Annotated in this window: 22 protein-coding genes and 1 pseudogene; 15 read left to right on the top strand and 8 right to left on the bottom strand. The window is 70.7% G+C overall.

Translation table 11 applies throughout. The features are described from left to right. Positions 1 to 425 precede the first annotated feature (425 nt). The 5 genes and pseudogenes from ACZ7L1_RS29040 to ACZ7L1_RS29020 all read left to right on the top strand — a co-directional run bounded on the left by ACZ7L1_RS29040 (position 426) and on the right by ACZ7L1_RS29020 (position 4,414). On the top strand, positions 426 to 1,514 hold the full coding sequence (locus ACZ7L1_RS29040; protein ID WP_471441124.1) for an S-(hydroxymethyl)mycothiol dehydrogenase: 1,089 nt from the start codon (positions 426 to 428) through the stop codon (positions 1,512 to 1,514). Continuing rightward, positions 1,514 to 2,143, top strand: a complete 630-nt coding sequence (locus ACZ7L1_RS29035; RefSeq protein WP_471441122.1) for an MBL fold metallo-hydrolase — start codon at positions 1,514 to 1,516, stop codon at positions 2,141 to 2,143. Before ACZ7L1_RS29040 ends, ACZ7L1_RS29035 begins: the two co-directional genes overlap by 1 nt. An 86-nt stretch (positions 2,144 to 2,229) precedes the next feature. Further along, a pseudogene (locus ACZ7L1_RS29030) lies at positions 2,230 to 2,499 on the top strand (short-chain dehydrogenase); the annotation flags it as partial. Positions 2,500 to 2,653: 154 nt separating this feature from the next. Continuing rightward, positions 2,654 to 3,622 carry an aldo/keto reductase gene (locus tag ACZ7L1_RS29025; RefSeq protein WP_471441120.1) on the top strand — a complete coding sequence of 323 codons (969 nt, stop codon included), beginning with the start codon at positions 2,654 to 2,656 and terminating at the stop codon, positions 3,620 to 3,622. Positions 3,623 to 3,703: 81 nt separating this feature from the next. Next, complete coding sequence (locus tag ACZ7L1_RS29020) at positions 3,704 to 4,414, top strand: DUF4232 domain-containing protein (protein WP_471441135.1); 711 nt, start codon at positions 3,704 to 3,706, stop codon at positions 4,412 to 4,414. A 178-nt stretch (positions 4,415 to 4,592) separates the two neighbouring features. Here ACZ7L1_RS29020 and ACZ7L1_RS29015 read toward each other — a convergent pair whose 3' ends face one another. Continuing rightward, on the bottom strand, positions 4,593 to 6,572 hold the full coding sequence (locus tag ACZ7L1_RS29015) for an ArnT family glycosyltransferase (protein WP_471441118.1): 1,980 nt from the start codon (positions 6,570 to 6,572) through the stop codon (positions 4,593 to 4,595). Between the two features lie 427 nt (positions 6,573 to 6,999). Further along, on the bottom strand, positions 7,000 to 7,671 hold the full coding sequence (locus tag ACZ7L1_RS29010) for a maltokinase N-terminal cap-like domain-containing protein (RefSeq protein ID WP_471441116.1): 672 nt from the start codon (positions 7,669 to 7,671) through the stop codon (positions 7,000 to 7,002). Between the two features lie 136 nt (positions 7,672 to 7,807). Between ACZ7L1_RS29010 and ACZ7L1_RS29005 the strand changes: the two genes are divergently transcribed. From ACZ7L1_RS29005 to ACZ7L1_RS28980, 6 genes are all read left to right on the top strand, one after another. Then, a complete protein-coding gene (locus ACZ7L1_RS29005; protein WP_471441133.1) occupies positions 7,808 to 9,475 on the top strand; it encodes an NAD-dependent malic enzyme in 1,668 nt (555 codons plus the stop codon). A gap of 227 nt (positions 9,476 to 9,702) precedes the next feature. Continuing rightward, positions 9,703 to 12,591: a bifunctional glycosyltransferase/CDP-glycerol:glycerophosphate glycerophosphotransferase gene (locus ACZ7L1_RS29000; RefSeq protein WP_471441115.1), complete on the top strand. Its 2,889-nt coding sequence runs from the start codon at positions 9,703 to 9,705 to the stop codon at positions 12,589 to 12,591. Then, positions 12,588 to 13,577: a glycosyltransferase family protein gene (locus ACZ7L1_RS28995; protein WP_471441113.1), complete on the top strand. Its 990-nt coding sequence runs from the start codon at positions 12,588 to 12,590 to the stop codon at positions 13,575 to 13,577. Before ACZ7L1_RS29000 ends, ACZ7L1_RS28995 begins: the two co-directional genes overlap by 4 nt. A 68-nt stretch (positions 13,578 to 13,645) precedes the next feature. After that, positions 13,646 to 14,323, top strand: a complete 678-nt coding sequence (locus ACZ7L1_RS28990) for a response regulator transcription factor (protein WP_471441111.1) — start codon at positions 13,646 to 13,648, stop codon at positions 14,321 to 14,323. Positions 14,324 to 14,489: 166 nt separating this feature from the next. Beyond that, positions 14,490 to 15,359, top strand: coding sequence for a HAMP domain-containing sensor histidine kinase (locus tag ACZ7L1_RS28985; RefSeq protein WP_471441109.1), 870 nt, complete (start codon positions 14,490 to 14,492; stop codon positions 15,357 to 15,359). Positions 15,360 to 15,583: 224 nt separating this feature from the next. Further along, the gene (locus ACZ7L1_RS28980) at positions 15,584 to 16,279 is read left to right on the top strand and encodes a L,D-transpeptidase (RefSeq protein ID WP_471441107.1); all 696 of its coding nucleotides are present in this window, start codon (positions 15,584 to 15,586) and stop codon (positions 16,277 to 16,279) included. 31 nt (positions 16,280 to 16,310) lie between these two features. Here ACZ7L1_RS28980 and ACZ7L1_RS28975 read toward each other — a convergent pair whose 3' ends face one another. The 4 genes from ACZ7L1_RS28975 to ACZ7L1_RS28960 are packed head-to-tail and all read right to left on the bottom strand — an operon-like array spanning position 16,311 to position 20,781. Further along, a complete protein-coding gene (locus tag ACZ7L1_RS28975) occupies positions 16,311 to 17,513 on the bottom strand; it encodes a Gfo/Idh/MocA family protein (protein ID WP_471441131.1) in 1,203 nt (400 codons plus the stop codon). Between the two features lie 14 nt (positions 17,514 to 17,527). Beyond that, positions 17,528 to 18,868 (bottom strand): ABC transporter substrate-binding protein, encoded by a 1,341-nt coding sequence (locus tag ACZ7L1_RS28970; protein WP_471441105.1) that lies wholly within the window; start codon positions 18,866 to 18,868, stop codon positions 17,528 to 17,530. Between the two features lie 10 nt (positions 18,869 to 18,878). Next, positions 18,879 to 19,796 carry a carbohydrate ABC transporter permease gene (locus ACZ7L1_RS28965; RefSeq protein ID WP_471441103.1) on the bottom strand — a complete coding sequence of 306 codons (918 nt, stop codon included), beginning with the start codon at positions 19,794 to 19,796 and terminating at the stop codon, positions 18,879 to 18,881. A gap of 19 nt (positions 19,797 to 19,815) precedes the next feature. Further along, a complete protein-coding gene (locus tag ACZ7L1_RS28960; protein ID WP_471441101.1) occupies positions 19,816 to 20,781 on the bottom strand; it encodes a carbohydrate ABC transporter permease in 966 nt (321 codons plus the stop codon). A 166-nt stretch (positions 20,782 to 20,947) separates the two neighbouring features. Here ACZ7L1_RS28960 and ACZ7L1_RS28955 point away from each other — a divergent pair, with 166 nt between their 5' ends. Both ACZ7L1_RS28955 and ACZ7L1_RS28950 read left to right on the top strand, forming a co-directional pair. Then, on the top strand, positions 20,948 to 22,108 hold the full coding sequence (locus tag ACZ7L1_RS28955; RefSeq protein ID WP_471441099.1) for an ROK family transcriptional regulator: 1,161 nt from the start codon (positions 20,948 to 20,950) through the stop codon (positions 22,106 to 22,108). Between the two features lie 90 nt (positions 22,109 to 22,198). After that, the gene (locus ACZ7L1_RS28950; protein ID WP_471441098.1) at positions 22,199 to 22,387 is read left to right on the top strand and encodes a hypothetical protein; all 189 of its coding nucleotides are present in this window, start codon (positions 22,199 to 22,201) and stop codon (positions 22,385 to 22,387) included. A gap of 142 nt (positions 22,388 to 22,529) precedes the next feature. Here the strand turns inward: ACZ7L1_RS28950 and ACZ7L1_RS28945 are convergent, their stop codons facing one another. Then, on the bottom strand, positions 22,530 to 23,927 hold the full coding sequence (locus ACZ7L1_RS28945) for a S1 family peptidase (RefSeq protein WP_471441096.1): 1,398 nt from the start codon (positions 23,925 to 23,927) through the stop codon (positions 22,530 to 22,532). Between the two features lie 728 nt (positions 23,928 to 24,655). Here ACZ7L1_RS28945 and ACZ7L1_RS28940 point away from each other — a divergent pair. Further along, complete coding sequence (locus ACZ7L1_RS28940; protein WP_471441094.1) at positions 24,656 to 25,297, top strand: HAD family acid phosphatase; 642 nt, start codon at positions 24,656 to 24,658, stop codon at positions 25,295 to 25,297. A gap of 76 nt (positions 25,298 to 25,373) precedes the next feature. Continuing rightward, positions 25,374 to 25,760: a PPOX class F420-dependent oxidoreductase gene (locus tag ACZ7L1_RS28935; RefSeq protein WP_471441092.1), complete on the top strand. Its 387-nt coding sequence runs from the start codon at positions 25,374 to 25,376 to the stop codon at positions 25,758 to 25,760. Here ACZ7L1_RS28935 and ACZ7L1_RS28930 read toward each other — a convergent pair. After that, positions 25,751 to 26,425, bottom strand: coding sequence for a hypothetical protein (locus ACZ7L1_RS28930; protein ID WP_471441090.1), 675 nt, complete (start codon positions 26,423 to 26,425; stop codon positions 25,751 to 25,753). The genes ACZ7L1_RS28935 and ACZ7L1_RS28930 overlap by 10 nt on opposite strands. Positions 26,426 to 26,647: the final 222 nt, after the last annotated feature.

Raw genomic sequence — 26,647 nt, 5'->3', positions numbered from 1 at the left:
CAACGTCGCCCGAACACGATTGACTTCATGTGCGTCCACACAGTCCTCATGCCCCTGAACACGGCACGCAGACAGACGTAACGGAGTCCTACTAGAGCGGGAGCGCGCCCGCGAGCAGCGCCCACCGGTGCGGTCGTACATATCCGAGGAGCAGCCGCCACGCGGGAGGCACCGGCTCGGCAGGAGCTTCCGTCTCAGCGATGCTCACGGCTTTTCCATGTGGCGTACGGGGGTTCGGCCTACGGGGGCCGTCTCCCCTGGGCGCCCCCCCCGTTCCCCGGGTCCGCCGCCCGGTCGATCTGACTTCCGCCGCGCGGAACACGTGCGGAAGACGTGCTCTCCGCGCAAGGATCATGTGTGTGGGCCGCAGTGGCCCGCACCGGGCGCGCACGACGCCCGCACCACCGACGGAAGGCAGCACCACCATGGCGCAGGAAGCACGCGGCGTGATCGCCCCTGGCAAGGACGAGTCGGTGCGGGTCGAGACGATCGTCGTACCGGACCCGGGTCCTGGTGAGGCGGTGGTGAAGGTCCAGGCGTGCGGGGTGTGCCACACCGACCTGCACTACAAGCAGGGCGGCATCAGCGACGACTTCCCGTTCCTGCTCGGCCACGAGGCCGCCGGGATCGTCGAGTCGGTCGGCGACGGCGTCACCGAGGTCGCCCCCGGCGACTTCGTCGTCCTCAACTGGCGGGCGGTGTGCGGGAAGTGCCGCGCCTGTCTGCGCGGCCGCCCCTGGTACTGCTTCGACACCCACAACGCCGAGCAGAAGATGACGCTCGCCTCCACCGGACAGGAGCTCTCCCCGGCCCTCGGTATCGGCGCCTTCGCGGAGAAGACGCTGGTCGCGGCCGGACAGTGCACCAAGGTCGACCCGTCCGTCTCCCCGGCCGTGGCCGGCCTCCTCGGCTGCGGGGTGATGGCCGGCATCGGCGCCGCCATCAACACCGGAGGCGTCGGCCGGGGGGACTCGGTGGCGGTCATCGGCTGTGGCGGTGTCGGTGACGCGGCGATCGCCGGATCGTACCTGGCGGGCGCCGCGAAGATCATCGCCGTGGACATCGACGACCGCAAGCTCACCACCGCCAGGGAGTTGGGGGCGACCCACACCGTCAACTCCAGGGAGACCGACCCCGTCGAGGCGGTCCGCGAGCTCACCGGCGGCTTCGGCGCCGATGTCGTCATCGAGGCGGTCGGCCGCCCGGAGACGTACCAGCAGGCCTTCTACGCCCGCGACCTGGCCGGCACCGTCGTCCTCGTCGGCGTTCCCACCCCCGAGATGAAGCTCGACCTGCCGCTCCTCGACGTCTTCGGACGCGGCGGCGCCCTGAAGTCCTCCTGGTACGGCGACTGCCTGCCCAGCCGTGACTTCCCGATGCTGATCGACCTGCACCTGCAGGGGCGGCTGCCGCTGGAGAAGTTCGTGACCGAGACCATCGCCCTCGACGAGATCGAGAAGGCCTTCGAACGGATGCACCACGGCGACGTGCTGCGCTCGGTGGTGATGCTGTGATGACCGCGCGCATCGACCGCCTCGTCACCTCCGGCACCTTCTCCCTGGACGGCGGCACCTGGGACGTCGACAACAACGTGTGGATCGTCGGCGACGACCACGAGGCGGTCGTCATCGACGCCGCCCACGACGCCGACGCGATCGCCGAGGCCGTCGGCGACCGGCGGCTCACCGCCATCGTGTGCACCCACGCCCACAACGACCACATCGACGCCGCCCCCGCCCTCGCCGAGCTGACCGGCGCGGAGATCTGGCTCCACCCCGACGACCTGCCGCTCTGGAAGCTCACCCACCCCGACCGCCTGCCCGACCACTGGCTGGCCGACGGCCAGGTCATCGAGACGGCCGGCACCGACCTGACCGTCCTGCACACCCCCGGTCACGCGCCCGGCGCGGTCTGCCTCCACGACGCGGGCCTCGGTACCGTCTTCACCGGCGACACCCTCTTCCAGGGCGGCCCCGGGGCGACCGGACGCTCCTACTCCCACTTCCCGACGATCATCGACTCGATCCGCGACCGGCTGCTGACCCTCCCGCCGGACACCGTGGTCCGCACGGGACACGGCGAGACGACGACCATCGGCGACGAGGCGCCCCACCTCCAGGAGTGGATCGCCCGCGGCCACTGAGCCGACGACACCCCGGCACCAACCGCACGCGAAAAGGCGACAGGAGATGTCCGGCTTCCGCGAGACCGTCGACGCGCAACGGTCTGTACGGGGTGACCGAGGACAGCTGGCGCGACGCCCTCGCGCGCGAACCCCACTTCTGCATCTCCGAGAGCCCGTACTACGTCGGCCGCGCCGTCGCCGCGCTGGCCGCCGACCCGGACGTCTCCCGCTGGAACGGCGCGTCGCTCTCCACCGGGCGGCTCGCCCAGGTCTACGGCTTCACCGACCGGGACGGCAGCCGTCCCGACGCCTGGCGCTACCTCGTGGAGGTGCAGGACGCGGGCAGGCCGGCGGACGCGACGGGATACCGCTGAGCCCGGCAACCACCGTGCGGCGGGGCTGAACGGCGCCCAGGATGGGCAGGGAACACGTCGTCCTGGGCGACGGCGCCCCCGGAGGCGACGACGGTCGGCTCCGATCGGTCCACGGCGCCCGGCCCCGCACCGCTCCGACGAAAGCAGGAGTCGCATGCAGTACGTGAAGCTCGGTTCGACGGGTCTCGAGGTGTCCCGGATCTGCCTGGGCTGTATGAGCTTCGGCCTGCCCGACCGCGGCACCCATACCTGGACCCTCGACGAGGAGGCCTCCCGGCCGTTGATCCGCCGGGCACTCGACGCCGGCATCACCTTCTTCGACACCGCCAACGTCTACTCGCACGGCACCAGCGAGGAGATCGTCGGCCGGGCGCTCGCCGAGTACGCCCGGCGTGACGAGATCGTCCTGGCGACCAAGGTGCACGGCCGGATGCGGCCCGGACCCAACGGCGGCGGCCTGTCCCGCAAGGCGATCATGACGGAGATCGACCACAGCCTGCGCCGCCTCGGCACCGACTACGTCGACCTCTACCAGATCCACCGCTTCGACCCCACGACCCCCGTCGAGGAGACGATGGAGGCCCTGCACGACGTGGTCAAGGCGGGCAAGACCCGCTACATCGGCGCCAGTTCGATGTACGCCTGGCAGTTCTCCAAGGCGCAGTACACGGCCCGGCTGAACGGCTGGACACGCTTCGTCTCCATGCAGAACCACTACAACCTCCTCTATCGCGAGGAGGAGCGCGAGATGCTGCCGCTGTGCGCGGACCAGGGCGTCGGCACCCTGCCCTGGAGCCCGCTGGCCCGCGGGCGCCTCGCCCGTGACTGGGACGAGACCAGCGAGCGCAGCCGCACGGACGAGTTCGGCAAGAAGCTCTACCAGGAGGGCGACCGGGAGATCGTCGAGGCGGTGGCCTCGGTCGCCTCCGGACGAGGCATCCCGCGCGCCCAGGTCGCCCTCGCCTGGCTGCTGCACCAGGACGCCGTCGCCGCACCCATCGTCGGCGTCACCAAGCCCCAACACATCGACGACGCGGTCGCGGCGGTCGACGTCGAGCTCACCGACAAGGAGATCCAGGCACTCCAGGAGCCGTACACGCCACACGCGATCAGCGGCCACTGACGTCCGCCATGCAGAAGGGGCCGGTGCGCGGTGCCCGCGCACGCCCGGCGCGGGCGGCACGAATTTCAAGGAGCAATGGACATGGTCACCTTCCTGCGCGGCACAGCGGGCCCCGACCTCGGCGGCACGGCCCCCTTCCCGAGGACACGACGCGTGGTGTCCGCGCTGGGCGCGGTCGCCGCCCTGACCCTGCTCACCGCCTGCGGAAACGGCCACGGCACCGCCGGTGCTCCGCAGCAGCCGCCCGGCACGGCCCAACCCGCCTCCGGCGACCAGTCGACCGGCGACGGCACCGCGACGAGCTCGGGCGGCACCTCCGGAGGCACCCGCACCGCGTCCTCCCCGGCGGCCACCGGGGGCGGCCCCACGAGCGGCACCCGTTGTCACACGTCCGAACTGCGCGCATCCGTCGGGGCGAACAACCCGGGAGCCGGGCAGGAGAACTTCCCTCTGGTCCTGACCAACCGCTCCGGACGCACCTGCACCATCGACGGCTACCCGGGCGCCGCCTTCGTGGATGCCTCCGGCAGGCAACTGGGCCCGGACCCCAAGCGCAGCTCGGGCAGCCCCACGAAGGTCACGTTGGCGCCGGGCAGGAGCGCCTGGGCCGGACTGACCTTCTCCAACCCCGAGGTCAGCGGCGCCCGCACGGCCACACCCGCGGCCCTCCTGATCACCCCGCCCGACGAGAAGGCGTCCCTGAAGGTGACGTGGTCGAAAGGCGCGGTGCCCGTGTCGGGCAACTCCTCCTCGGTCTTCCTGATGACCTTCCAGCCCGGCACCGGCGCCTGAACCGCCCTGCCTCCGACCCCGCTGTCCCCTCCGAGGCAGCGGGGTTCGTCATGGAACCGCCGCCGTTGCTCCCCTGTACCCCAGTCCTTTCCGCCGCTCCAGCCCATCGAACTGTCCGCCGCAGCACCCCGTCGGCGGCGAAGACCACCCCCGGCTCCGCGGCCAACCGACCAGTCCCTCACCGGCGTTGTTCGCACCGGTAGAGCCGGAGCTGGGCGGAGCCCGTGCCGCCGTACGCCGTCGGCGGCACCGCCGTGCAGTGCGTGGTGACCCAGCGCGTGATCGCGGTCGTGGCGGGCGACGCGGCGGTGCCGGTGTGCTGCGCCGTCGCTTCGTGCCGGGCGCCCTCCCCGTGCTCATCGGCCTTCCGCTGCCGCCCTGCCGCGCGTGTGGCCCGGAGGGCGACGTAGTGCAGTTCGCCGGAGTCGACGAGCCTGCCCAGCCCGTCGGGGGAGGGGTAGGGGACCTGTCCGGTGAAGCCGCCCACGGGCAGCACGGACGCGTTGGCCGCGATGATGTAGGGCGCGGCATCCGCCCAGTCCGGCATGGCCGCGAGGTACTTAGCCCCATCGCGGTGTGCCGTCAGGTAGGCCAGGAGCCGTGCGCGCTGCGGCGTGAGCCGGTTCGGTCCGCCGCCCCCCGAGCGGCTGGCGGGCCCGACCCTGCCCATGCCGCCGGGCTGGTTGTAGCGCGGGGACAGCGCCGAGGCCGACCACGCGGCGGGTATCAGGAGCACCGCGGCGAGGCCGGCCGCCAGGCCCGCCACGGCTGTTCGCGGCGGGCGGGCCACCAGAGCGCGGCCTACGCCGGTGAGGACCAGGGACAGGACGCACAGGCCGACGGCGGCGGGCGCCAGCCACCCCAGGAAGTGGCGGTAGCACAGCGTCAGGGCCGCGGCCCACAGGACGTTCGCGACGGTCACCGCCGGAAGGACACAGGCATGGCGGCCGCCGGCCCGGTAAGTCCCCCAGGCCCGCACCAGCCCGGCACCGCTCAGCGCCGCGAGGGCCACGGCGACGACGCCCATGTAGTACGTGTGGCCGGTGACGCTGCCGAAGCTGAACGCGGCGAAGAAGGTGGTCAGCCACACCCCCCACAGCAGATACCCGGCGAGCGCCGGATCGGTGCGGGGGACACGGTGGCGCCGCGCGGCGGCGAGACCCCACACAAGGCCGCACCCGGCCAGCGGGTACAGCCAGCCCGTCTGGGTGGCGAGGCCTGGGCCGAACATCTTCAGGACGCTGTCGCCCATGCCCGGGCCCCTGTGGTGGGTTCGCCCCGCGGTGCGGCCGGCGCCACCGGCCTCCCTCGCTGAACCGCCGTCGCCCGAGCCGCTGTCCGTGGCCGCGTGGCCGGCGCCGGTCTCACCGGTGACGACGCTGCCCGTGTCCGCCGCGTCCACGCCCAGCGAGGTGAACCGGGTCAGGAAGTTGTAGCCCACGACCATGCCCACGGCCGAGTTGTTCGTGGTGCCGTCTATGTAGGGACGCGACTGGGCGGGGACGGCGGTCGCCACGGCCACCCAGGAGGCCGACACCGCCACAGCGACCGCCCCGGTCACCGCGACATGGCCGATCCTGCGCCGCAGGGTGGTGGGGGCGGCCACCAGATAGATGACGGCCAGGGCCGGCAGCACCGCCCACGCCTCCAGCATCTTGCACTGGAACGCCACCCCGACCCAGACGCCGGCCGCCAGCAGGGTGCGCAGCCGGGCCCGCGCGGCGGCCCGCCAGGTGGCCTCGGCGGCCAGGAGCAGCAGCAGGACGAACGGCGCGTCCTCCACGATCGACCGGCCCAGACCCACGGTCACCGGGGTGAGCGTCAGGAACGCCGCGGCCAGCAGCCCGGCCGGGACCCCGGCCCAGCGGCGCACCATCAGGTGCAGGAGGAGGACGCAGGCCACGCCCTCGATCGCCTGGGGCAGCACCAGTGCCCAGGGGTGGAAGCCGAAGACCATGGCCGACAGCGCCTGCGGCCACAGGAAGCCGGGCTCCTTGTCGAGGGTGATGGAGTTGCCCGGGTCGAACGAACCGAAGAAGAACGCCACCGGGTTGTCGGTCATGCTGCGCACGGCGGCGGCGTAGAACGTGTGGTAGACGCTGTGGTCGATGCCCCACGTGCAGAGAAGCGCCGCGAGCGCCGCAACGGCCCCCAGCACCGGGAGTTCGTAGCACGGCCGTGGCGGCCGTGGGCTCCGGGGAGGCAGTCCTCCGCCGTGCGTGCCGGCGGAGGACGCGGCCGCCGTACCCCTCGTCGGCGTCGCGTCGCGCGTTGCGGTCTGCTCCGAATGAGCGCTGAGCATAGGTGGCCTTCCCGGACTGCCGCTGTCTTCTCACCGTCGCGTCGGCCCGTTGCGCGGCACGTGCGACCGGATGATCCGACTATGAAGAAGTAGGCATTCCGTGGCCGTGTTGCATGAGACGTACAGGACGTCGGTAAGAGCCCGCTCCTATCGGACGGGCACCCGGCGCGTAGGTGGCGCGCGGGTGAACGGAGCATTGCGGAAGGGGTGACGGGCGTCCGGCCCGTCCGACGGCTGCGGACGGGCCGGACGTCGCGGGCCGAACGCGAGTCGGCGCAGCGGGTCAGGACCCGGTGCGGTGAAGGGCGGCGAACACCCCGCGGTGCTCACCGCCGTCCGGCGAGCGCCAGCCCGCGGTGACGTGACCCGTCGCGTCGGCCGGTGCCGTTGCCCCGGGTTCCAGGACGCGTGTCACGCGGAGGTTCAGCGACGAGGGGGACGCGGAGCCGTTCGCCTGCACAGTGACACGCGTGTCGTGGGAACCGTCGGTCACGGCCGTCGTGACGCCCCCGGTCGCCACCGGCGTTCCCGTGAACCGGACGGCGACGGACGGGTCGGGAGTGTCGGACCGGCCCTGCGCCTGGGGTTCGGCGCTGCCCTGGAGCAGCGCCAGCAACTGAGCGACGAGCACCGGGTCGTGCGTACCGTCGTAGATCCATCGCCGTCCCAGCACACCGTGCTCGGAGGTGCCGATGAGCGCGTGTTCGGCTCCTTCGAGGGGCGCGCCGCGATAACTCAGCGGTACGTGGTAACAGACCGGCGCCGGACCGGATTCGTCGGTGGCCACCAGGAACTCGATCCCGACCTCGCCCTGCGGGTCGTCCAGCCGGAACCCGCCGGTCCTGGACAGCTCCGGCGCGCGGCCCGTGCCGACGTACCAGGGCCGGGTGGGGAGCCAGACGGTGAGGAGTTCCAGCTTGGTGGGGGTCATCGTGGTGTTGTGGATGATCGCCATGCCTGCGAACCTATCCAACCCCTGTCGCCGGTGCTGCGGTGAAGGAGTGAAGGAATACGTCCTGTCGGCCGGGTGGACGGTAGGGGAGCGGGGCATGGGGAAGAGAATGTTCGATCCCTTCAGGTTGGACCGCACGATGACACACCTCACCGGGCAGACGACCGCCCGCGGCACCGCCCTGCTCGCCGACCCGTTGCTCAACAAGGGCACGGCCTTCACCCGCGAGGAACGCGCGGAACTCGGCCTGGACGGACTGCTGCCGCCCGCCGTGGAGACACTCGACGAGCAGGTCGCCCGCGCCCACCAGGCGTTCCTCGGCTACGACAAGCCGCTCAACCGGCACATCTACCTGCGGCAGCTTCAGGACACCAACGAGGTGGTGTTCTACCGCCTGATCACCGAACACCTCGAGGAACTGCTGCCGATCGTCTACACCCCGACCGTCGGGGAGGCGTGCCGCCGCTTCAGCGAGATCTACCGGCGGCCCCGTGGCCTGTTCCTGTCCTGGGAGGACCGCGGTCGGTTCCGGGAGATCCTGCGCAACCGACCGCACAAGGGCGCCGTCGACGTCATCGTCGTCACCGACGGCCAGCGCATTCTCGGCCTCGGCGACCAGGGCGTCGGGGGCATGGGCATCCCGATCGGCAAGCTGAGCCTCTACACCGCCATCGGCGGCATCCACCCGGCGCGCACCCTGCCGATCCTGCTCGACGTCGGCACCGACAACGAGCAGCTGCTGTCCGATCCGCGCTATCTGGGCCGGCGCGAGCACCGGCTCACCGGGGCACGGTACGACGAGATGATCGAGGCGTTCGTCTCGGCGGTGGAGGCGGAGCTGCCGGGCACGCTGCTGCAGTGGGAGGACTTCGCCACCGTCCACGCCCGGCCGATCCTCACCCGCTACCGCGACCGGCTGCTCACCTTCAACGACGACATCCAGGGCACCGCGGCGGTGGTGCTCGGCGCCCTGTCCACGGCGTGCCAGGTGGCCGGCGCTCCGCTGACCGACCAGCGGCTGGTCGTGCTGGGAGCGGGCTCCGCCGCCGTGGGCGTCGCCGACATGATCCGCGCCGCCCTCGTGGACGAGGGACTCTCCGAGAAGGAGGCGGCGGGCCGCTTCTGGTTCGTCGACGTCGACGGACTGCTGGTGGACTCGCGCGGCGATCTGACCGACGAACAGCGGGTGTACGCGCGCGCTGACGACGAGGTCGCCGACTGGGGTGACACCGGGCTCGCCGAGGTGGTGCGCCGGATCGAGCCGACCGCGTTGATCGGGCTGTCGACGGCGCAGGGCGCGTTCACCGAGGAGATCGTGCGGCAGATGGCGTCCACCTGCGAACGGCCGGTGATCTTCCCGCTGTCCAACCCGACCTCGCACGCCGAGGCCGATCCCGCGGACCTCGCCCGCTGGACGGACGGCAGGGCGCTGATCGCCGCCGGTTCGCCGTTCCCGCCGCTGGAGGTGGACGGCCACCGGATTCCGGTGGCGCAGGCCAACAACGTGTACATCTTCCCCGCGATGGGGCTCGCTGTGGCGGCCGGCGGGGCCACCCGGGTCACCGACCGGATGCTGGTCGCCGCCGCAGGCGCCGTCGCCCGGCGGGCGGCCGACGCGGCCGCCGGAATCCCGGGCCCCGCCCCGCTGCTGCCGCCGCTCGGCGGCATGCGGGAGGCCGCCCGGGAGATCGCGGTGGCCGCCGCGCTCGCCGCCGTCGAGGACGGGGTGGCCCCCAAGGCGACCGAGGCGGAGGTGCGCCAGGCGGTCGAGAAGACCCAGTGGATACCCGACTATCCGGCCCGCTGATGCGGGACAGATCAGGGACCAGAGCCCTGTCGGCCCTCCCGCGGTGGGGAGGAGCGGCAGGGTGCCGCCCCGGCCGCAGCAGCACTACAGGTGCTTGGGCTACTGCGGCGGGGCTCAACCCCGGGCACCCCCATCCGCGGGACGCCTTCGCGGACACCGCCGAACCGGTGCGGTGACGGGGCCGCCGTCCGGAGAGCCGTCGATCCGAGACGAGAGGTGCCGTGCCGATGGATACGCCTGGGTCAGGCGGGGCGGAACCGGACATCAGCGTCGTCGTCATCGTCTACAACGACGCCCCGCGCCTGATGACAGCCGTACGCTCCGCGCTCGACCAGACGCTGCGCAACCTGGAAGTCGTCATCGTGGACGACTGTTCCACCGACGGGTCGTACGACGTCGCGTGCTCCCTCGCCGCCGCCCACCCCGGCCGTGTGCGCGCGATCCGGCTGGCCGAGAACAGCGGCGGCTGCGGCGAGCCGCGTAACCGGGGCATGGCCGTGGCCCGCGGCCGCTATGTGATGTTCCTGGACAGCGACGACACCCTCGAGGCCAACGCATGCCGCAACCTGCTGGAAGCGGCCGACCGCACCGGCGCCGACCTGGTCTCCGGACAGTGCGTCCGGGTGTACACCGACAGCAGACACGACAAGCGCACCCCCTGGTACCCCTGGCTGTACCGGTCCACGCGCACGGTCGAGTCCATCGCCGAAGTGCCGGACCTCTTCGTCTTCGACACCCTGTCGACGAACAAGTGCTACCGGCGCGCATTCCTCCTGGAGAACGGTTTCGCCTTCCCGCGCGGCATCCACTACGAGGACCTGCTCTTCTCCGCTCAGGCCTATCTCGCCGCCGGACGCATCACCCTGATCCCGCACACCGTCTACTTCTGGCACGTCGTCCAGAAGACCACGGCCAAGTCGATCAGCAACCGGCGCCACGAGATCAACAACTTCGCCGACCGGCTGGAGATCCACCGCCGCATCGACGAGGTGCTGGAGCGACGCGGCCTGGACGGGCTCAAACTGCGCAAGGACACCAAGTTCCTCAAGCACGACCTCGCGCTCTACCTCAGTGACCTGCCGTTCCTCGACGACGGCTACCGCCATCGGTTCGCCGGACTGGCCCGCGGTTACATCCAGGGTTTCCCCGAGGCGGCGTACGCCGAGCTGGACCGGGTGCACGCCATCTGCGCCTACCTGCTGTTGCGGGAGGACTGGGAGAACCTGATGCCGGCCGTCGACACGCTGATCAACCGTTCCAAGATCGCCACGCCGCTCGTCGAGCGGGACGGCCGCATCTACTGGTGCGACCGGTACCTCGATGACCCCGAGGCACGCGACGTCATGGACGTCACCGCCCTCGGCCACCACGGCAGAGAGCTGGACGGGATGTTCCTGCGCAACGTGCTCACCGGATACGCCGTGCGCGGTGACCTGGTGGTGCTCGAGGGTGCCGTGGTCAATCCGCTGCACACCGTCTCCCCGGACGCCCGCCTCACCGCCGAGCTGGAGTTCCGGGCCCGCCGTCGCAGTCTGCGGACCTTCCGGTTCCCGGTGGCGACCGTGCGGCATGCAGGCGACCGCCTCACCTGGCGCGCCGCCGTACCGCTGACCGGTCGCTTCCGGCCGGTCGGCGTCGTCGACGAGGTGTGGGACGTCCGGCTGTACCTGACCGCGGACGGCAGACGCACCACGACCCGGATCACCGCCGGCGACATCGACCTGGAGAACTCCGCGTCCGTGCCCGTACGCCCCCGGCTCGGCCGGTTCGTCGCCGACCGGCTCGAACCGCAGGTCTCCGCCAAGGGCCACCTGGCCTTCCGGCTCACCCAGCACGGACCGGCCGCCCGGCGCGGCCGCGCGCTCGTGGACCGCAATCTGCACGGCCCCGCGGCCCGGACGGTGAAGGGTACCTACCGCGCCCTGAGGGCCATGCGCAGGGACCTGTCCTCGCACTCGCGCAAGGCGCAGGCCTACCACCACATGCTCCGGCTCCTGCCGGTCCGCAAGGGCACCGTCGTCCTCGAGAGCCACCTCGGCAAGCAGTACAGCGACAGCCCGCGAGCCATCCACGAGGAACTGCGGCGCCGCCGGGTGCCCGTCACCGCCATCTGGTCCTACGCGGGCGAGCGGCCCGAGGGGTTCCCCGAGGACGCCGAACTCGTCCGGCGCTGGTCCTGGAGCTACCTCAGGGCGCTCGCCCAGGCCGAGTTCTGGATCGACAACCAGGGCTTCCCGCTCATGCTCCGCAAACGCCCGGAGACCACCTACATCCAGACCTGGCACGGCTCGGCCCTGAAGCGGATGGGCTTCGACGAGCCCACCCACCGGGTGATGTCCGAGCACGAACAGGGCGCCTTCCAGCAGGCACTGGACCGCTTCGACCACTTCCTGGTCCGCAGCGAGCACGACGTGCGCACCCTCGCCCGTGCTTACCGCATCCCGGAAGGGAAACTGCTGCGCACGGGCTACCCGCGCAACGACGCACTTGTCCGGGCGGCCCGGGACCCGCAGGCGATCGACCCGGCGGTGCGCCGGCTCGCCGAACGCCTCGGCATCCGCCCGGAGTGTCGCGTGGTGCTGTACGCGCCCACGTTCCGCTCCCGCCCCGACGGAGGCGTACGCGACTTCCGGCCGTCCTTCGACGTGGAGCGCTTCGCCGACCGCTTCGGGGACCGGTACACGCTCCTGGTGCGCCCTCACTATCTGAACCGGGTCACCCTGCCGCCGTCGGTGGCCGGCCGGGTGATCGACGTGGCGCGCGAGCCGGACATCACTCCGATCCTGCTTCTGTCCGACGCCCTGATCACCGACTACTCATCGGTGATGTTCGACTACGCGTTGCTCCACCGGCCGCTCGTCTTCCTCGCGCACGACTGGGAGGAGTACTCCCAGGACGTGCGGGGCACCTACTTCGACCTGTTCGAGCAGGCCCCGGGCCCGGTCGTGCGCACCGAGGACGCGCTGTTCTCGGCGCTGTCGGACCTGCGCGCCCTGAGTACCCGGTACGAGGCGCGGCTGAAGGAGTTCGTGGACAAGTACGGCGAGTACGACCGCGGGGACGCCGCGGCTCGCATTGTGGACCGCTTCTTCGCACCGGCGAGAGAGAGCAGATGACGGACCGACAGATCTTCTTCGTCGCCAACGAGGTCAACGAACTGGGGGGCGTGGGCCGCTGGCAGACCCAGACGGCCCGGCTCCTCGCGGAGCGCGGCCACCGGGTGACGGTCATCGGTGTCTCCCCGCCCGAGGTGCCGATGAACCTCGGCGAGAGGCCGCCCTTCGAGACACGCACCCTGTACGACCGGCGTCCCCCGCCCCGTCACCGGCCGCGCCCGCTGCTGGGCCGGTTCGACCCGGCGGTCAGAGGGCAGGAGGCGGACAAGCGCGCCGCCGCCGAGCAACTGTCCCGCATCTTCCGCGCCGCCCGCCCCGGCGCCGTCATCATCGTGACCCAGGTCTGGGCGATGGAGTGGGTGGCGCGCGCGGACACCGCCGGCCACCCGGTGATCGGCATGAGCCACGAGTCCTTCGAGGCCTCCCGCACGTCCTCGCGCTTCGGGCGGGTGCTGACGTACTACAGGAACGTCGACCGGCTGCTGGTCCTCACCCGGACGCCAGTGCCGGTCCGCGCCGGGGGCGCGAACCGGCACTCGACCGGTGGTCAGGTGCTGTCAGTGCCCTCAGTAGCACCCGTCATCGTCGTCGCCGTCGCCGTGGCTGATGTAAGCGGCGCTGTCACCGTGGCCGCCGTAGTATCCGCCGTGGTCGCCGCCGCCGTGGTCACCGCCGCCGCCACCACCGTCGCCGTGGCCGAATTGAACGGCGTGGTCACCGTAGCCGCCGTCGTATCCGCCGTGGTCGCCCCAGTCGCCCCAGTCGCCCCAGTCATCGTCGTCGCAGTAGTGCGTCTGGACGGAGGGGTGAACCACCGGCGGCGTGCTCGCCATCGCGACTCCGCTGCTTGCCGCGCCGGCCAGCATCATCGTGCCGGCGACCAGTGCGACCCTGCGTCGGACGTTCGTCATCGTGTCACTCCTTGCTCACAGGCACGGAGGCCCTCTTTTGTCCTGGTCTGTTCCAGTCTGCGACGGACCTCCTGAGAAGAGGCTGAGAGCAGCTCGACGGGCGAGCACGCCCACGCCTTCGTAGGGTGGAGGGGAGGTCGGCCATGCGAGTGCTGGTGATCGAGGACGTACGGGGACTCGCCGCGGCGATCGCTCACGGGCTCGCCGAGGAGGGCTTCGTCGCCCGTGTCGTCCACGACGGCGTCGACGGCCTGTGGCGGGCCGTCCACGAGCCGTACGACGTGATCCTGCTCGACCTCATGCTGCCCGGCATCTCCGGATACGAGGTGCTGAAGCGGCTGCGGGCCGCGAGTGTGTGGACGCCCGTCCTCGTCCTGAGCGCGAAGGACGGCGAGTACGACGAGGCGGACGCCCTCGACCTCGGCGCCGACGACTACCTGACCAAGCCGTTCTCGTACGTCGTGTTGGTCGCCCGACTGCGGGCCCTGCTGCGGCGCGGGGCGCCCGCCCGGCCCGCCGTGCTCGCGGCCGGCGACCTCGCCCTGGACCCCGCACGCCGCCACTGCCGCCGTGCGGGCCGGGAGATCACCCTGACCGCACGCGAGTTCACGCTGCTGGAGTTCCTGCTCCGGCATCCCGACGAAGTGATCAGCAAGACGGACATCCTCGAGCACGTCTGGGACGAGAACTTCGACGGCGACACCAACATCGTCGAGGTCTACATCGGCTATCTGCGGCGCAAGATCGACGCCCCCTTCGGCCGCCGGACCATCGAGACGGTCCGCGGGGCCGGCTACCGGCTGCACGCCACCGGGAGGTGACCGTGCGCCTCCCCGTCCCCGCGTGGTGGGCCCGGCGCTCGCTGCGCCTGAGGCTGACCGCCGCGGCCGCCCTGATGATTTCGGCGGCCCTGGTCGGCGCGGCCTGTCTGCTCGTCGTCTGGCCGCGCATGAGCCTCCTCAAAACCACAACCTCGCCCAGCTCACCGTGGGCCTCGCCGTCGCCGTGCCGCCGGCCGTCGCCCTGCTGACCGGTGTCTGCCGGCTGCTCACCGGCCGGGCGCTGCGCCCCGTGGAGGCCCTGCGCGCCCAGACGGCCGAGATCACCGCCTGCGACCTGGGCCGCCGCCTCGACCCGCCACCGGCCGATGACGCCCTGGGCCGGCTCGCGCGGACCCTCAACGACCTGCTGGCCCGGCTGGACGTCGCCACCCGGCGGCAACGGCAGTTCATCGCGGATGCCGCGCACGAGCCGCGCTCCCAACTCGAGGTGGCCGTCCGGCACCCCGGCTCGGCCGACTGGGCCGACTGGGCCGCCCGCGGACCCGCCCTCCTCGAGGAGAGCGAGCGGCTGTCCCGGCTCGTCGACGACCTCGTACGGCTGGCCCGCCTGGACGCCCGGCCCCGGCTGCGCATGCGCCCCGTGGACCTGGACGAGATCGTCTTCCACGAGGTCAGCCGCGCCCGGCGGCACACCTCCGTTGTCATCGACCAGCACGCCGTCAGCGCGGCCCGGGTGTACGGCGACGGGGACGCCCTGGCCCGGGTCGTCCGCAACCTGCTCGACAACGCCATCCGGTACGCCGCCCGACGGATCGAGGTCAGCCTGGGCGTCCGCGACCACGCCGCACACCTGGTGGTGGCCGACGACGGCCCCGGCATCCCGGCGGCCGACCGCCGCCGTGTCTTCGACGGCTTCACCCGCCTGGACGGGGCCCGCGCCCGGGACACCGGAGGAAGCGGTCTCGGCCTCGCGATCGTCCGCGACCTCGTCGTCGCCCACCACGGCCGCATCGGCATCGAGGACAACGCCCCCGGTGCCCGCATCGTGGTCCGCATCCCGGCGACCGACCTCTGACCGGTCGGCTGCTCTCGGCCTCAGGCCCCGCTGTGGCTTCGAGGCCTTCGACATCCTGGCCACCTTCACCCGTGCCCGGCGTCCGGGACGGCCTGCGCGGCCGTCGCTGCCTGTACCCGATACTTCACCGTTTCGTCACAGTGTGGGCATCGCCACAACCGCCTGGCCTCCATGCCGGTCTAGCGTGCAAAAGACCGCAGAACACGTGGAAGGGAAGGCCCGGCATGGGGGACATACGCAGACGGGGGGCCGTCGCACTCGGGATCACGGGGTTGGTGGCGCCGCTCACCCTCGCGCTCACCAGCGCACCCGCCGAGGCGGCGAGCTGCACCACGCAGACCGGTCCGTACCAGAAGCAGGTGGAGAAGTTCCTCGGCCGCCCGGTCGACGGCAGGCAGTCGACCGCCGACTGCAAGGCCATCCAGACCTTCCAGAACAAGCACGGCATCACACCCGCCATCGGTTACGCCGGGCCCGTCACCTGGGGCGTGATGGACCTGATGAACAAGCAGAAGGCCGTCGGCAAGAACCCCAACAAGGACGGCAAGTGCCCGGTCAACAAGGGCCGCATCGCCTGCGTCAACCTGACGCTCCAGCTCAGCTGGATCCAGGACGGCAGCCGCCTCGTCTACGGACCGGTGCCGGTGCGCACGGGGCGCAAGGGGTATGCGACCCGCACCGGCCTGAAGAAGATCTACTGGAGGGACCTGCACCACGTCTCGACCGTCTACAACGTTCCCATGCCCTACAGCCAGTTCTTCGACGGCGGGCAGGCCTTCCACTCGGTCGGCCTGAGCATGTGGAACCCGCCGGGTTCCCACGGCTGCGTCAACATGACCACGACCGACGCCAAGAAGTACTGGTCGCTGCTGAAGGTCGGCGACGATGTGTTCGTCTACGGCCGCAAGCCGGGCACCTGAGACAGGCACCCGGCTCGGCCGCAGCGGAGCGTCAGACCGCCGGCGCGTCCCCGAAGTCCGGGATCTCCAGGCGGACACCGCCCTTCAGCGCCGACTGGTGCGCGATGATCCCGGGCAGGGTGTAGCGGGCCGCGACCCAGGCGTTCACGGACGGCAGGGTGCGGGAGTTGACGGCCGTCACGAAGTCGTCCACCAGGAAGTGGTGGCTGCCCTCGTGGCCGTTGTGCAGGTTGTCGAACTCCCGCGGCAGCCGCGAGCGATCGTGCACCGGTGCCGACCCGGAGGTGAAGGCGGCCCGCAGCTCCGGCGCGATGTGCTGGAGCGAGGGGTCGTCGGGGGACATGGTCGGCTTGGGCTCAAGGAGCTCCGTGATGTCCTTGACCCCCTTCTTGTCCTGCCACAGGGCCACCGTGGCGAGCTGCTCCATGCTCGCCTCGGTGCCGAAGAACCTGAAACGCGACTCCCGGATGTGCGACGGGTAGCCGACCCGCCGGAACTCGTTCGTACGGAACGAGCCGCCGCCCGCCACCTCGAACAGCGCGGTGGCGTTGGAGAAGTCGTTGTCGAACTGGCTGATCTCCTTGTCGAAGACCCCGTCGCCGCGATCGTCGCGCACACCGATCGCGGACACGCTCACCGCGTGCGTCTGCCAGGCGCCGAGCACACCCCCCACGGAGTGGGTCGGGTAGAGCAGCGGGGGATAGCTGGCGGTCGCCTTCCAGTGCTCGCCACCGCTGTACTGGTAGGCCTCGTAGAAGCCGAGGTCCATGTCGTGCACGTAGTCGCCCTCGGCGTAGAAGAGCCGCCCGAAGGCGCCCTCGGCGATCTGGTTGCGGGCGTGCACGGTCGCCGGGTTGTACTGGCTGGTCTCACCCATCATGTAGGTCAGCCCGGTCGCCTTGACCGCGTCGATGATCGCCGCGATCTCCTCAGTGGTGATCGCCATGGGGACGGCGGAGTACACGTGCTTGCCGGCGTTCAGCCCCTGGACCACCAGGGGGCCGTGCGTCCACCGCTGGGTGAAGACGGCGACCGCGTCGACCTCCTTGGACTCCAGCATGGCCTCGTACGAGGGGAAGGTACCGGCGAGGCCCTGGGCGGCGGCGAGCTGCTCGGCCCGTTCGGGCAGCAGGTCGGTGACGTAGACGTCGCTGACGCCGGGGTGGGCCTGGAACAGCGTGGCGAACTGGCCGGAGAACTGGCCGGCGCCGACGATGCCGAGCGAGAACGTCATGAAATGCGTGCCCTTCACTGGGAGAGGATCAGGTTGATCTGGCTGTTGGTCTTGTCGAGGCCGCTCACCGCGGCGCCGTTGTAGACGTCCTGCATGGCGGGGTGCATGAGCGCGTACACGTCCGCCGCGTAGTTGGTGATCGGGTAGGTGAAGGTGGTGAAGTCCCTCTTGTCGGCGACCGGCTTGGTGAACGCCGTGACGTCGATGCCCTTCTTCTTGTAGGCCGCGACGGCGGCCCGGGTCCCGTCGGGTGTGGCGGGGAAGACGATGCCGTAGCTGCCCACCGTCCTCTGGCAGGCGTCGGAGGACAGGTACTTCACCCACTTCAGGGCGCCCTGCTTGTTGTGGGCGTTCTTGGTGACGGAGTCGGCGAGGCCGTTCATCATCGTCGCCCGCCTGCCGGTGGGGCCGACGGGGGTGAAGGCGGTGGCGATCTTCAGGTTCTCGTAGCCGTAGTACGTCGAGATCATCCAGGCGCCGTCGAAGGCCATCGCGGCCTTGCCGGACGCCAGTTGCGCGTTGGCCGGGTTGGCGCCCTCGCTGTAGTCCGTCTGCGGCGCGAGGTAGCCCTTCTTCGCCAGGCCGAAGTACCACTTGACGACCGCCTGGAAGGTCTTGCTGTCGTACTGGTACTCGGTGCTCCACCGCTCCTTGTCGGTGTAGTGCCAGCCGGCGGAGCCGGTGAAGGGGCTCCACGTCGTCTGGCCGTCGCCGTCGCCGGCGCCTCCACTGGCGAGCCCGTACACCTTGACGTGGTGCTTGTCGAAGCCCGGCTCGTCGCCGCGTTTGCCGTTCCGGTCGATGGTGAGGTGGGCGACGGTCTTCTCGAAGCTGCCGCCGTCCTTCGGGTTCCAGTTCAGGTTGTTGATCTGCTCGGGGGTGAGTCCGGCAGCCGTGGCCACCTTCTGGTTGTAGAAGAGGGCGACCGTGTCCCAGTCCTTCGGAGCGCCGTAGCGGTGGCCGTCCTGGGCGATCCAGTTGTCGGCGAGCCCCTTCTGGTAGCCGGAGGGGGTGATGCCGAGGCCGTCGAGCGGTTCCAGCACCCTCAGATCGGCGAACTGGCCGAACTTCTGGATGTGGTCGGTGAACACGTCCGGCTGGGTGCCCGCGATGAAGCTCGCGGTCAGCTTGGTCCAGTAGTCGCCCCAGCCCATCTGCGTGATGCTGACCTTCAGGCCCGGGTTCTCCTTCTCGAAGTCCTTGGCGCAGGCCTGGTAGGCGGGCAGCTGGTTGGCGTCCCAGAGCCAGTACGTCACCGTGTTCCCGGACGCCCCGGCGACGCCGCCCCTGGCGCATCCGCTCACCAGTGACAGGGCCAGGGCACCGGCCAACGCCACGACCGTACGAATTCGCATGTCGGTTCCCTCACTTGATCCCGGTGAAGCCGATGGAGCCGACGATGCGGCGCGCGAAGCAGCCGAAGAGCACGAGCATCGGGAGCGCCGCGATGAGGGTCGCCGCCATCAGCCCGGACCAGTCGTAGCCCGTCTGCGGGGTCTGCGCCCGGAAGATCGCCAGTGCCACGGTGAGCACACGTGAGCTGTCGCTGTAGGACACCATCAGCGGCCAGAAGTAGTCGTTCCACGAGGTGATGTACGTCAGCACGCCGAGGGTGAGGATCGGGGTGGCCGCCATCGGCAGCATCACCCGGAAGAAGATCCTGACCTTGCTCGCGCCGTCCAGCAGGGCGGCCTCCTCCACCTCGCGGGGGACGTTCATGAAGAACTGCCGCAGGAAGAACACCGCGAACGGCGTCATGAACATCGTCGGCAGCGCGATGCCCAACAGGGTGTCGACCAGGTGGATTTGCTTGATGAGCACGAAGTTCGGCAGCAGCGTGAAAATGGCCGGCACCATCAGCCCCGCCAGGAACAACCCGAACACCTTGTCCCGGCCGCGCCACCTCAGCCGTGCGAAGGCGTAGGCGGCCATGGCGGAGAAGAACACCTGGCAGACGGTGATCAGGGTGGAGAGGATCACCGAGTTGAGCAGATAGCGCCAGAACTTCAGCCCGCCGCCAGCGCCGCCCTGGGCGATGGCCTCCTTGGCCGACTGCAGACCCAGGGCCCGCTCGAAGCCGCCGGTCGTCAGGCCGGTGGGCAGGGGGTCGCCGGGGTGCGCGGCGAGTGCGGTGTTGGTGGACAGGGCCGTCCTGAGGATCCAGTAGAACGGCAGCAGCGTCACGAGCACGATCGCGCCCATGACCGCCCAGGCGGCGATCCGGCCGGGGGAGAGCCGGCGCCTCGCGGGTATCGCGGTCGTCGTGGTGGCCACGGCAGCCATGTCGGTCACTCCCTTGAAGTCAGCCGAGGTCGGTCTGGCCGGCCCGGGTGAGCCGGTACTGGACGAACGTGATCGCGGTCAGCACGACGAGCAGGGCCACCGACATCGCGGACGCGTAACCGAACTGGAAGCGGCCGAAGGCGGCGCCGTAGATGTAGTACTGGAGCACGTTGGTGGCGTTCGCCGGGCCGCCCTGTGTGGTCACGGCGACCGTGTCGAAGACCTGGAACGAGCCGATCACCGTCATGATCAGGACGACCGCCAGTACCGGTCGCAGCAGCGGCAGCGTGATCCGCCAGAACATCCGCCACTCGCCGGCGCCGTCCACCCTGGCCGCCTCGTACATGTCGCCGGGAATCGCCTGCAGGCCCGCGAACAGCAGCAGTGCCGTGTAGCCGACGTGCCGCCACACGTTGATCAGCGCGATCGTGGGGATGGCCCACGACTTGTCGGCGAGGAACGGGATGTGGTCGAAGCCGAGCGCCCCGATGATCTGGTTGCCGATGCCGAGCTGGGTGTCGAGGACCCACAGCCAGACGACGCCGGCGACGACGTTGGACATCAGATACGGCGTCAGCACGATCCCGCGCAGCAGCGCCGACTGCGACAGCCGTTGCAGCAGCACGGCGATGGCGAGCGCGGAGACGGTCTGCACCCCGATGTTGATCACCACGTACTCGACGGTGACCTTCAGCGAGCCCCAGAAGATCGGGTCGTGCACCATGCGGACGTAGTTGTCCAGGCCGACCCACTCGGCCGGGGTGAGCAGATTGAAGCGGGTGAAGCTGAGATAGATCCCCCGCAGCGTGGGCCACAGCAGGAAAACCAGGAACCCCAGCATGGCCGGGGCCAGGAAGAGGGCGGCGAGCGGCCCGTCGCCACTGCCCTCGCGTGCTCGGGCGGTACGGACCCCTGTGGCGGTCCCCCTCCCCGCGGCGCCGCGCAGCGGCAGTCGCGAGGGAGGGCTGCTGGAGGCGACGGTCATTGGTGACCCTCCTCGTTGGCGGCTCGTCCTCGATGGCATTTACTTTTGTTGTGAAAGAATCATCGCGTCAAGAGTTGTGCGCAGTTCTTTTGGGATGCCGTTCTGCAGCGTAGAGTGCCTTCGGTTAGTTCCGTCGCAAAAGAAATCTTGTGGGAGTCTGGTTCGCATGACCGCACGCGCCGCCAGCTGGCTGCCGCTGAGTCCCGGCGAGCGTGCCGTGGCGATCGAGGTGCTCGTCCACGGGCCGCTCTCGCGCGCAGACCTCGCGCGACGGCTCGACCTCTCGGCCGGCAGCCTCACCCGGCTCACCAAGCCGCTCATCGAGTCGGGTCTGCTGATCGAGGTCGCCGACGGGGGCGGTCCGGCCGAGGGCCGCCAGGGGCGCCCCTCACAGCCCCTCGACGTCGTCGCCGAGTCCCGGACGTTCCTCGGATTCAAGATCACCGAAGAGATGGTCTACGGCGTGGTCACCACGCTCAGAAGCGACATCATCGCCCGCCTGGACCGCCCGCTCACCAGCCACGACCCCGTACATGTGGCCGCGCTGCTGGCGGAGATGACCGGCGCGCTCACCGCCGAGTTCCCGACGGCGGCGGGCATCGGCATCGGGGTCGGCGGACTTGTCCAGGACCGCGCCGTGGTCGGCGAGTCCGCCTTCCTGCACTGGCGCGAGGTACCGCTGGCCCGGCTGGTGGAGGAGCGCACCGGGCTTCCGGTGGTCGTCGAGAACGACGTGGCCGCCCTCGTCGAGGCCGAGAGCTGGTTCGGGGCCGGCCGCGGTCTGGAGCGCTTCGCCGTCCTCACCATCGGCGCCGGCATCGGTTACGGCCTCGTCCTGGGCGGCAAGCGGGTGCCCTACGCCGAGGAGGACCGCGGCTTCGGGCGGCACTGGATCATCAACCCCAACGGGCCGCTCACCCCGTCCGGCGAGCGCGGCAGCGCGGTCTCGCTGCTGACCATCCCCAGCATCCGTTACCAGATCCGGGCCGCCACCGGCAGCGACATGACGTACGAGGAGATCCTCGGGCTCGCCGCCGCCGGCGAGCCGATGTGTTCCCGCGTCGTCGACGAGGCCGCTCGGGCCCTCGGCACGCTGGTCGCCCAGATCTCCAACTTCGCGATGCCGCAGAAGATCCTGCTGGCGGGGGAGGGGGTGGGGCTGATGGACGTCGCCGGGAAGACGGTGGAGGAGGCCATCCGCGCCCAGCGTCACCCGCTGGCCGCTCCGGTCGGCCTGGAGACCAAGGTCTCCGACTTCCACGACTGGGCGCGCGGAGCGGCGGTGCTGGCGATCCAGGTGCTCGTGCTGGGTGTCGTGGGCGGATGAGGCGTCCGGCCGCCCGGACGTGATCAGCTTCACGGTCCGGAATGCCGGGAGACGCCTGATTTCTCACATCACCTTCACGTCGGGGCCCGTATGCTTCACGGCATGTCCACCACTCCTGAACCCGTAGCGGAGCGTTCCGCCGACGAGGTCAACGAGGAGATCCGGGCACTGTGGTTCCGCAGCGGCGGGATCCTGAGCCTCGAGGAGCGGCGGGAGTACCAGCGGCTCGTCCTGGAATGGGCGGCGGCCTCCTCGCCGCGCTCGACGAAGGCGGCCTGACCGCCCGCCCGGCCACCTCCCGCGTTGTGACCACCGCCGAAGGCGGCCGGCTCGGCATGCCGGCGGAACGCCCGGTTGTCTCCGGCACCCGCAGCAACCCCCGAGGGGTCCGCGAGCCGGGCGTCCATTGTGTTCGGGGCTCTTAGCCCCAGGTCCCCGAGTAGGCCCGGCGATAGGCGTTCCGTTCCTGTTCCGACCGGATGTAGCGCGTGGCCACCAGCGCGACCAGGCTGCCCGCGATGACCAGCAGACCGGGCCCGACGTTCCGCGGGTCGGTGAGCCGCGACAGGAATCCGTCCGCCGTCCCGGTGGCACCGACTTCCTGGACCGTGCCCGGTGCCGCCGACCCGGGGGCGATCGCCGCACCCTGGGACGCCGAGACGGATGGCGCGGGAGCGGCGGAGGCCCCGGCGCCCGCACCGCCGGTCGCCTGCCCCTGCCCCGTCAGCTGGACCCCGAGCGCGGCCATCGCCCTCGTCACCGGCTGGAAGAACGTCGTACCGCCCGCCTGGCAGTCCCCGCTGCCGCCCGAGGTCACCCCGAGCGCGATGCCCTCGGAGAACAACGGGCCGCCGCTGTCGCCCGGTTCGGCGCACACCGTGGTCTGGATGAGACCGGTGACCGAGCCCTCCGGGTAGTTCACCGTCGCGTTCAGCGCGGTGACCTCGCCGTCGTGCAGACCGCTGGTGCTGCCGCTGCGGAACACCTTCTCACCCACCACCGGGTCCCCGGCCGCCGTGATGCGCACCCCGCGCCCGCCCCCGATGGCCACGATGTTCTCCCCGGGCGTCGCCTGCCCGTTCTCGTACCGGATGAGGGAGAAGTCGCCGTCCCCGGGGAACTGCGAGGTGACGGTCCGGCCCAGTTGGGTCCGGCCCGTGTTGTCGGAGAACCAGAGCGTGCCGCCCGGGCCGCAGTGCCCGGCGGTGAGGATGAACTCGCCCTGCCCGTTGGTCACGTTGAAACCCGCGGAACAGCGGCCGCTGGTCGAGAAGATCGGCTGGGCGCCGGCCACACGGGTCGTGAACCGTCCATGGGTGCGCTCCATCCGGACGAAGTCCCCGATGCCGCGGGCGAGTTTCGTCATACGGGTCCAGTCGGACGCGGAGACCGTGCGGTCGGCCTGCACCACGACCTGGTTGGTCCGGTAGTCCACGGACCAGGCTGTGCCCGTCACCCTGGGGGCGGAACTCAGCGTCTTCGTGGCCGACTTCAGCTGGTCCATGCTGTGCCGCACCATCTTGGCCCGGGCCCCGGCCGCCGTCACCGCGTCCGCCGCGGCCCTGTCCGTCACGGCGACCACGGGCTTCCCGTCGGAGGCGACCCAGCTGCCCGCCGTCCGGGAGGTGCCGAGCCGGGACGCCAGTTGAGAGCCCGTCTCTGAGGCGGTCATGGCGGACGTGCCCGTACCGAGGGGGGTCTGCGCGCCGGACGGTTCGCTCGCCAGGGCCTGGGTGACCATCAGACCACCCAGGAGCAGTCCGCCGGCGGCCGCGATGCGCGCCCCCCGCCGGACGATCCGTCGTCGTGCATGCCTCATCCATGGCTCCCGAACCCGAACAGCACGGCGTCACCACCGCGGGGCACTCCGGTCGTCGCGCGCCCTCACCCCATACGTGCGCACGTGCTCGGGCGTTCACCGGCGGCGCCGCGGAAGTCACGCCGCCGCCGGACGTCGCTGGGCAGGCGCGAGTGGACGAGGGGATCTAGTGCTGTGGCCGGTGAACCTTTCCGGCCACAGCGCTAGGAGCGCCGCAGCGAGACGCCGCTGAGCTCGTCCCCCCACAAGGAGTCCCCGTCCACGTACGTGCGCAGCAGAGCGGCCAGCGCCGGTACGACCGCAGGCCCCTCGGCGATCCGCGCCCGGTATGCCCGTGCCCTCTCCCGCGCCCCGGCCAGCAGCGCGAGGGTCTCGCCCGCGTCGCCCCGCGGACAGGCCCGGAGCAGGTCCTCGACGGCGCGGAAGAAGGAGTCGACGGGAGCCTCCGGGTGCCCGTTGCTCGGACCGTACTCTCACGATGCCGCCTCACCGTCTCGCCCCCCGCCCTCGTACCGCATGAGGATCATCCCGCACACGGCGCACGGCGAACCGCCCCACGCCGCAGGCGAACTCCCGCCAACCCCTGGCTACTCGCAAGTAACTGTCTACGCGTCAGTAACTCTTGCGTGGTCCGGCGTCCATCATTGGACGTGAACATGTCGGGCGCGGCCGGGGCCGAGACGCCACCGCCGCACGGACGCGATGTGGACGCGAGGGAAGGGACGGGCATGACAAGACGTGGTGCGGTGCACCGCATCGGCGCGGTGTCGGCGGTCGTGGCGCTGGGCATCGGCGGCACGGTGACCGCTGCGGGGACCGCCTCCGCGGCTCCCGCGGCAACCACCGTGAGCGTGGCGGCGGCGCAGGCCTCCGGAGTCGACTACGCCACCTGGCAGGCGGATGTGAAGGCGGTCGTCGACCAGGCGCTGCCGTACGTCCGGCAGCGCACGGCGGCAGCGACCGGGCAGAGGCTCGCGATCGTCTTCGACATCGACAACACCACGCTCGAGACGTACTTCCACCCCTGGTACCAGCTGCCCACCCCGGCGGTCCAGCCGTCCCTGGAGCTCGCGAAGTACGCCAAGTCCCGGGGGGTCTCCGTCTTCTTCGTCACCGCGCGCCCCGGCATCCTCGAGGCCGAGACCAAGTGGAACCTCAAGACGGTGGGCTACCCCGTCGACGGCCTCTCCGTGCGGGATCTGCCGGACCTGTTCGACGAGGTGAGCGCGTACAAGACGGGCAAGCGCGCGGAGATCGAGGCGCAGGGCTACACGATCATCGCCAACGTCGGCAACAACGCCTCCGACCTGGTCGGCGGCCACGCCGAGCGCACGTTCAAGCTGCCCGACTACGACGGCACGTTGTCCTGACGGTCCTTTTCCGCGCGAGAGGGCGCCGGTACGGCCGTACCGGCGCCCTCTCGTGTGAGGCACCTACACTGCGCTCATGCACGCGCTCCTGGATCAGCTCGGAACGGGCAAGTACCTGTTGGTCACCAGCTACCGCAAGAACGGCACCCCCGTCGCCACCCCGGTATGGGTGGTGCGGGACGGTGATGCGCTCGGTGTGTGGACCACCGCGGACTCCTGGAAGGTGAAACGGATCCGGGCCCGCTCCGACATCCTCGTCGGCCCCTGCGACCTGCGCGGCAACCCGACCGGCGAGCAGATCCCCGCCACCGCCGAGACCTGCGACGCGGCCACCACCGCCCGCTACCGGCAGCTGATCGCGCGCAAGTACGGCCTCGTCGGCCGCCTCACCCTTCTCGGCAGCCGGCTGCGGCGCGGCGAGAAGGGCACGGTCGGCATCCGGGTGACGCCGGCTCAGGCGTAGAACGGCCCCGGCGTGCTCCACGTCGTGTCGCCGAAGACGTTCGTGTCGTGGATCCTGATGGTGACGTCGGTGACCTTGAGGCCGTACTGCGTCGGGGTCATTCCGTCGGGGCAGTTCACCTGGACCGCCGGGAAGTTCACGAAGAAGGAGGGACCGGTGTCCCTGTCGGGGTACGCGCGGAGCTGGGAGAGGATCCAGCCGGCCTGGTCCTCGTAGTAGACGCCGGACAGTTGTTGCTGCTCGGTGCGGACGACAACACTCGTGCCGTGGTCGAACGTGCCGTCGGCCCGCAGGCAGCCGAAGGTGCGAGCCGTGTCGGCGTACGCCCGGAACAAGGGGTCGCTGCTGCTCAGTCCCGCCTGGTACCCCGGTCGGCTGCGCACGTCGTGCAGGGTGACGTTCAGTTTGAAACCGCCGCAGCCCGGTGTCGGACCGTAGTTGTGGTAGATCAGCAGGCACTTGCGGTCCCCGAAGTACGCGGTGGGGTCCGGGTTGTAGGGCTGGGGCACCTTGGCGTCGCCGAACGTCACGGTCGCAGAGATCCCGCCCTCGGCTGACGCGGGAATCTCCGCGGTGGTCGTGGCATGGGCCGCACCCGGCCCGGCCAGCACGAGTAACGCGCCCGTGAGCAGGGCGACGGCCAGGCGCGCCGGTATTCGAAGCATGCTTCGCATGGATGGGACCCCCCTGTGCACACGGTGCACACTCACCTGAACAGTGACCTGGGCACGCTATCGCCCCAAGCGGCATACACCGGGTGAACGGCTCAGTCCTCACAAACGGAGCGTCAAGGTCTGCCGTCACATCACGCCGTCTCCCTATGTAGACATCGTCTTGGATGTGAGACGGGGTGACGGGAGTATGGGCCGCGTCGCTTTCGAGAGGGA

The sequence above is a fragment of the Streptomyces sp. NPDC107546 genome, assembly GCF_055639175.1.
The sequence above is the reverse complement of the archived record's forward strand: the minus strand, read 5'-3'. Positions and strand labels throughout refer to the sequence as shown.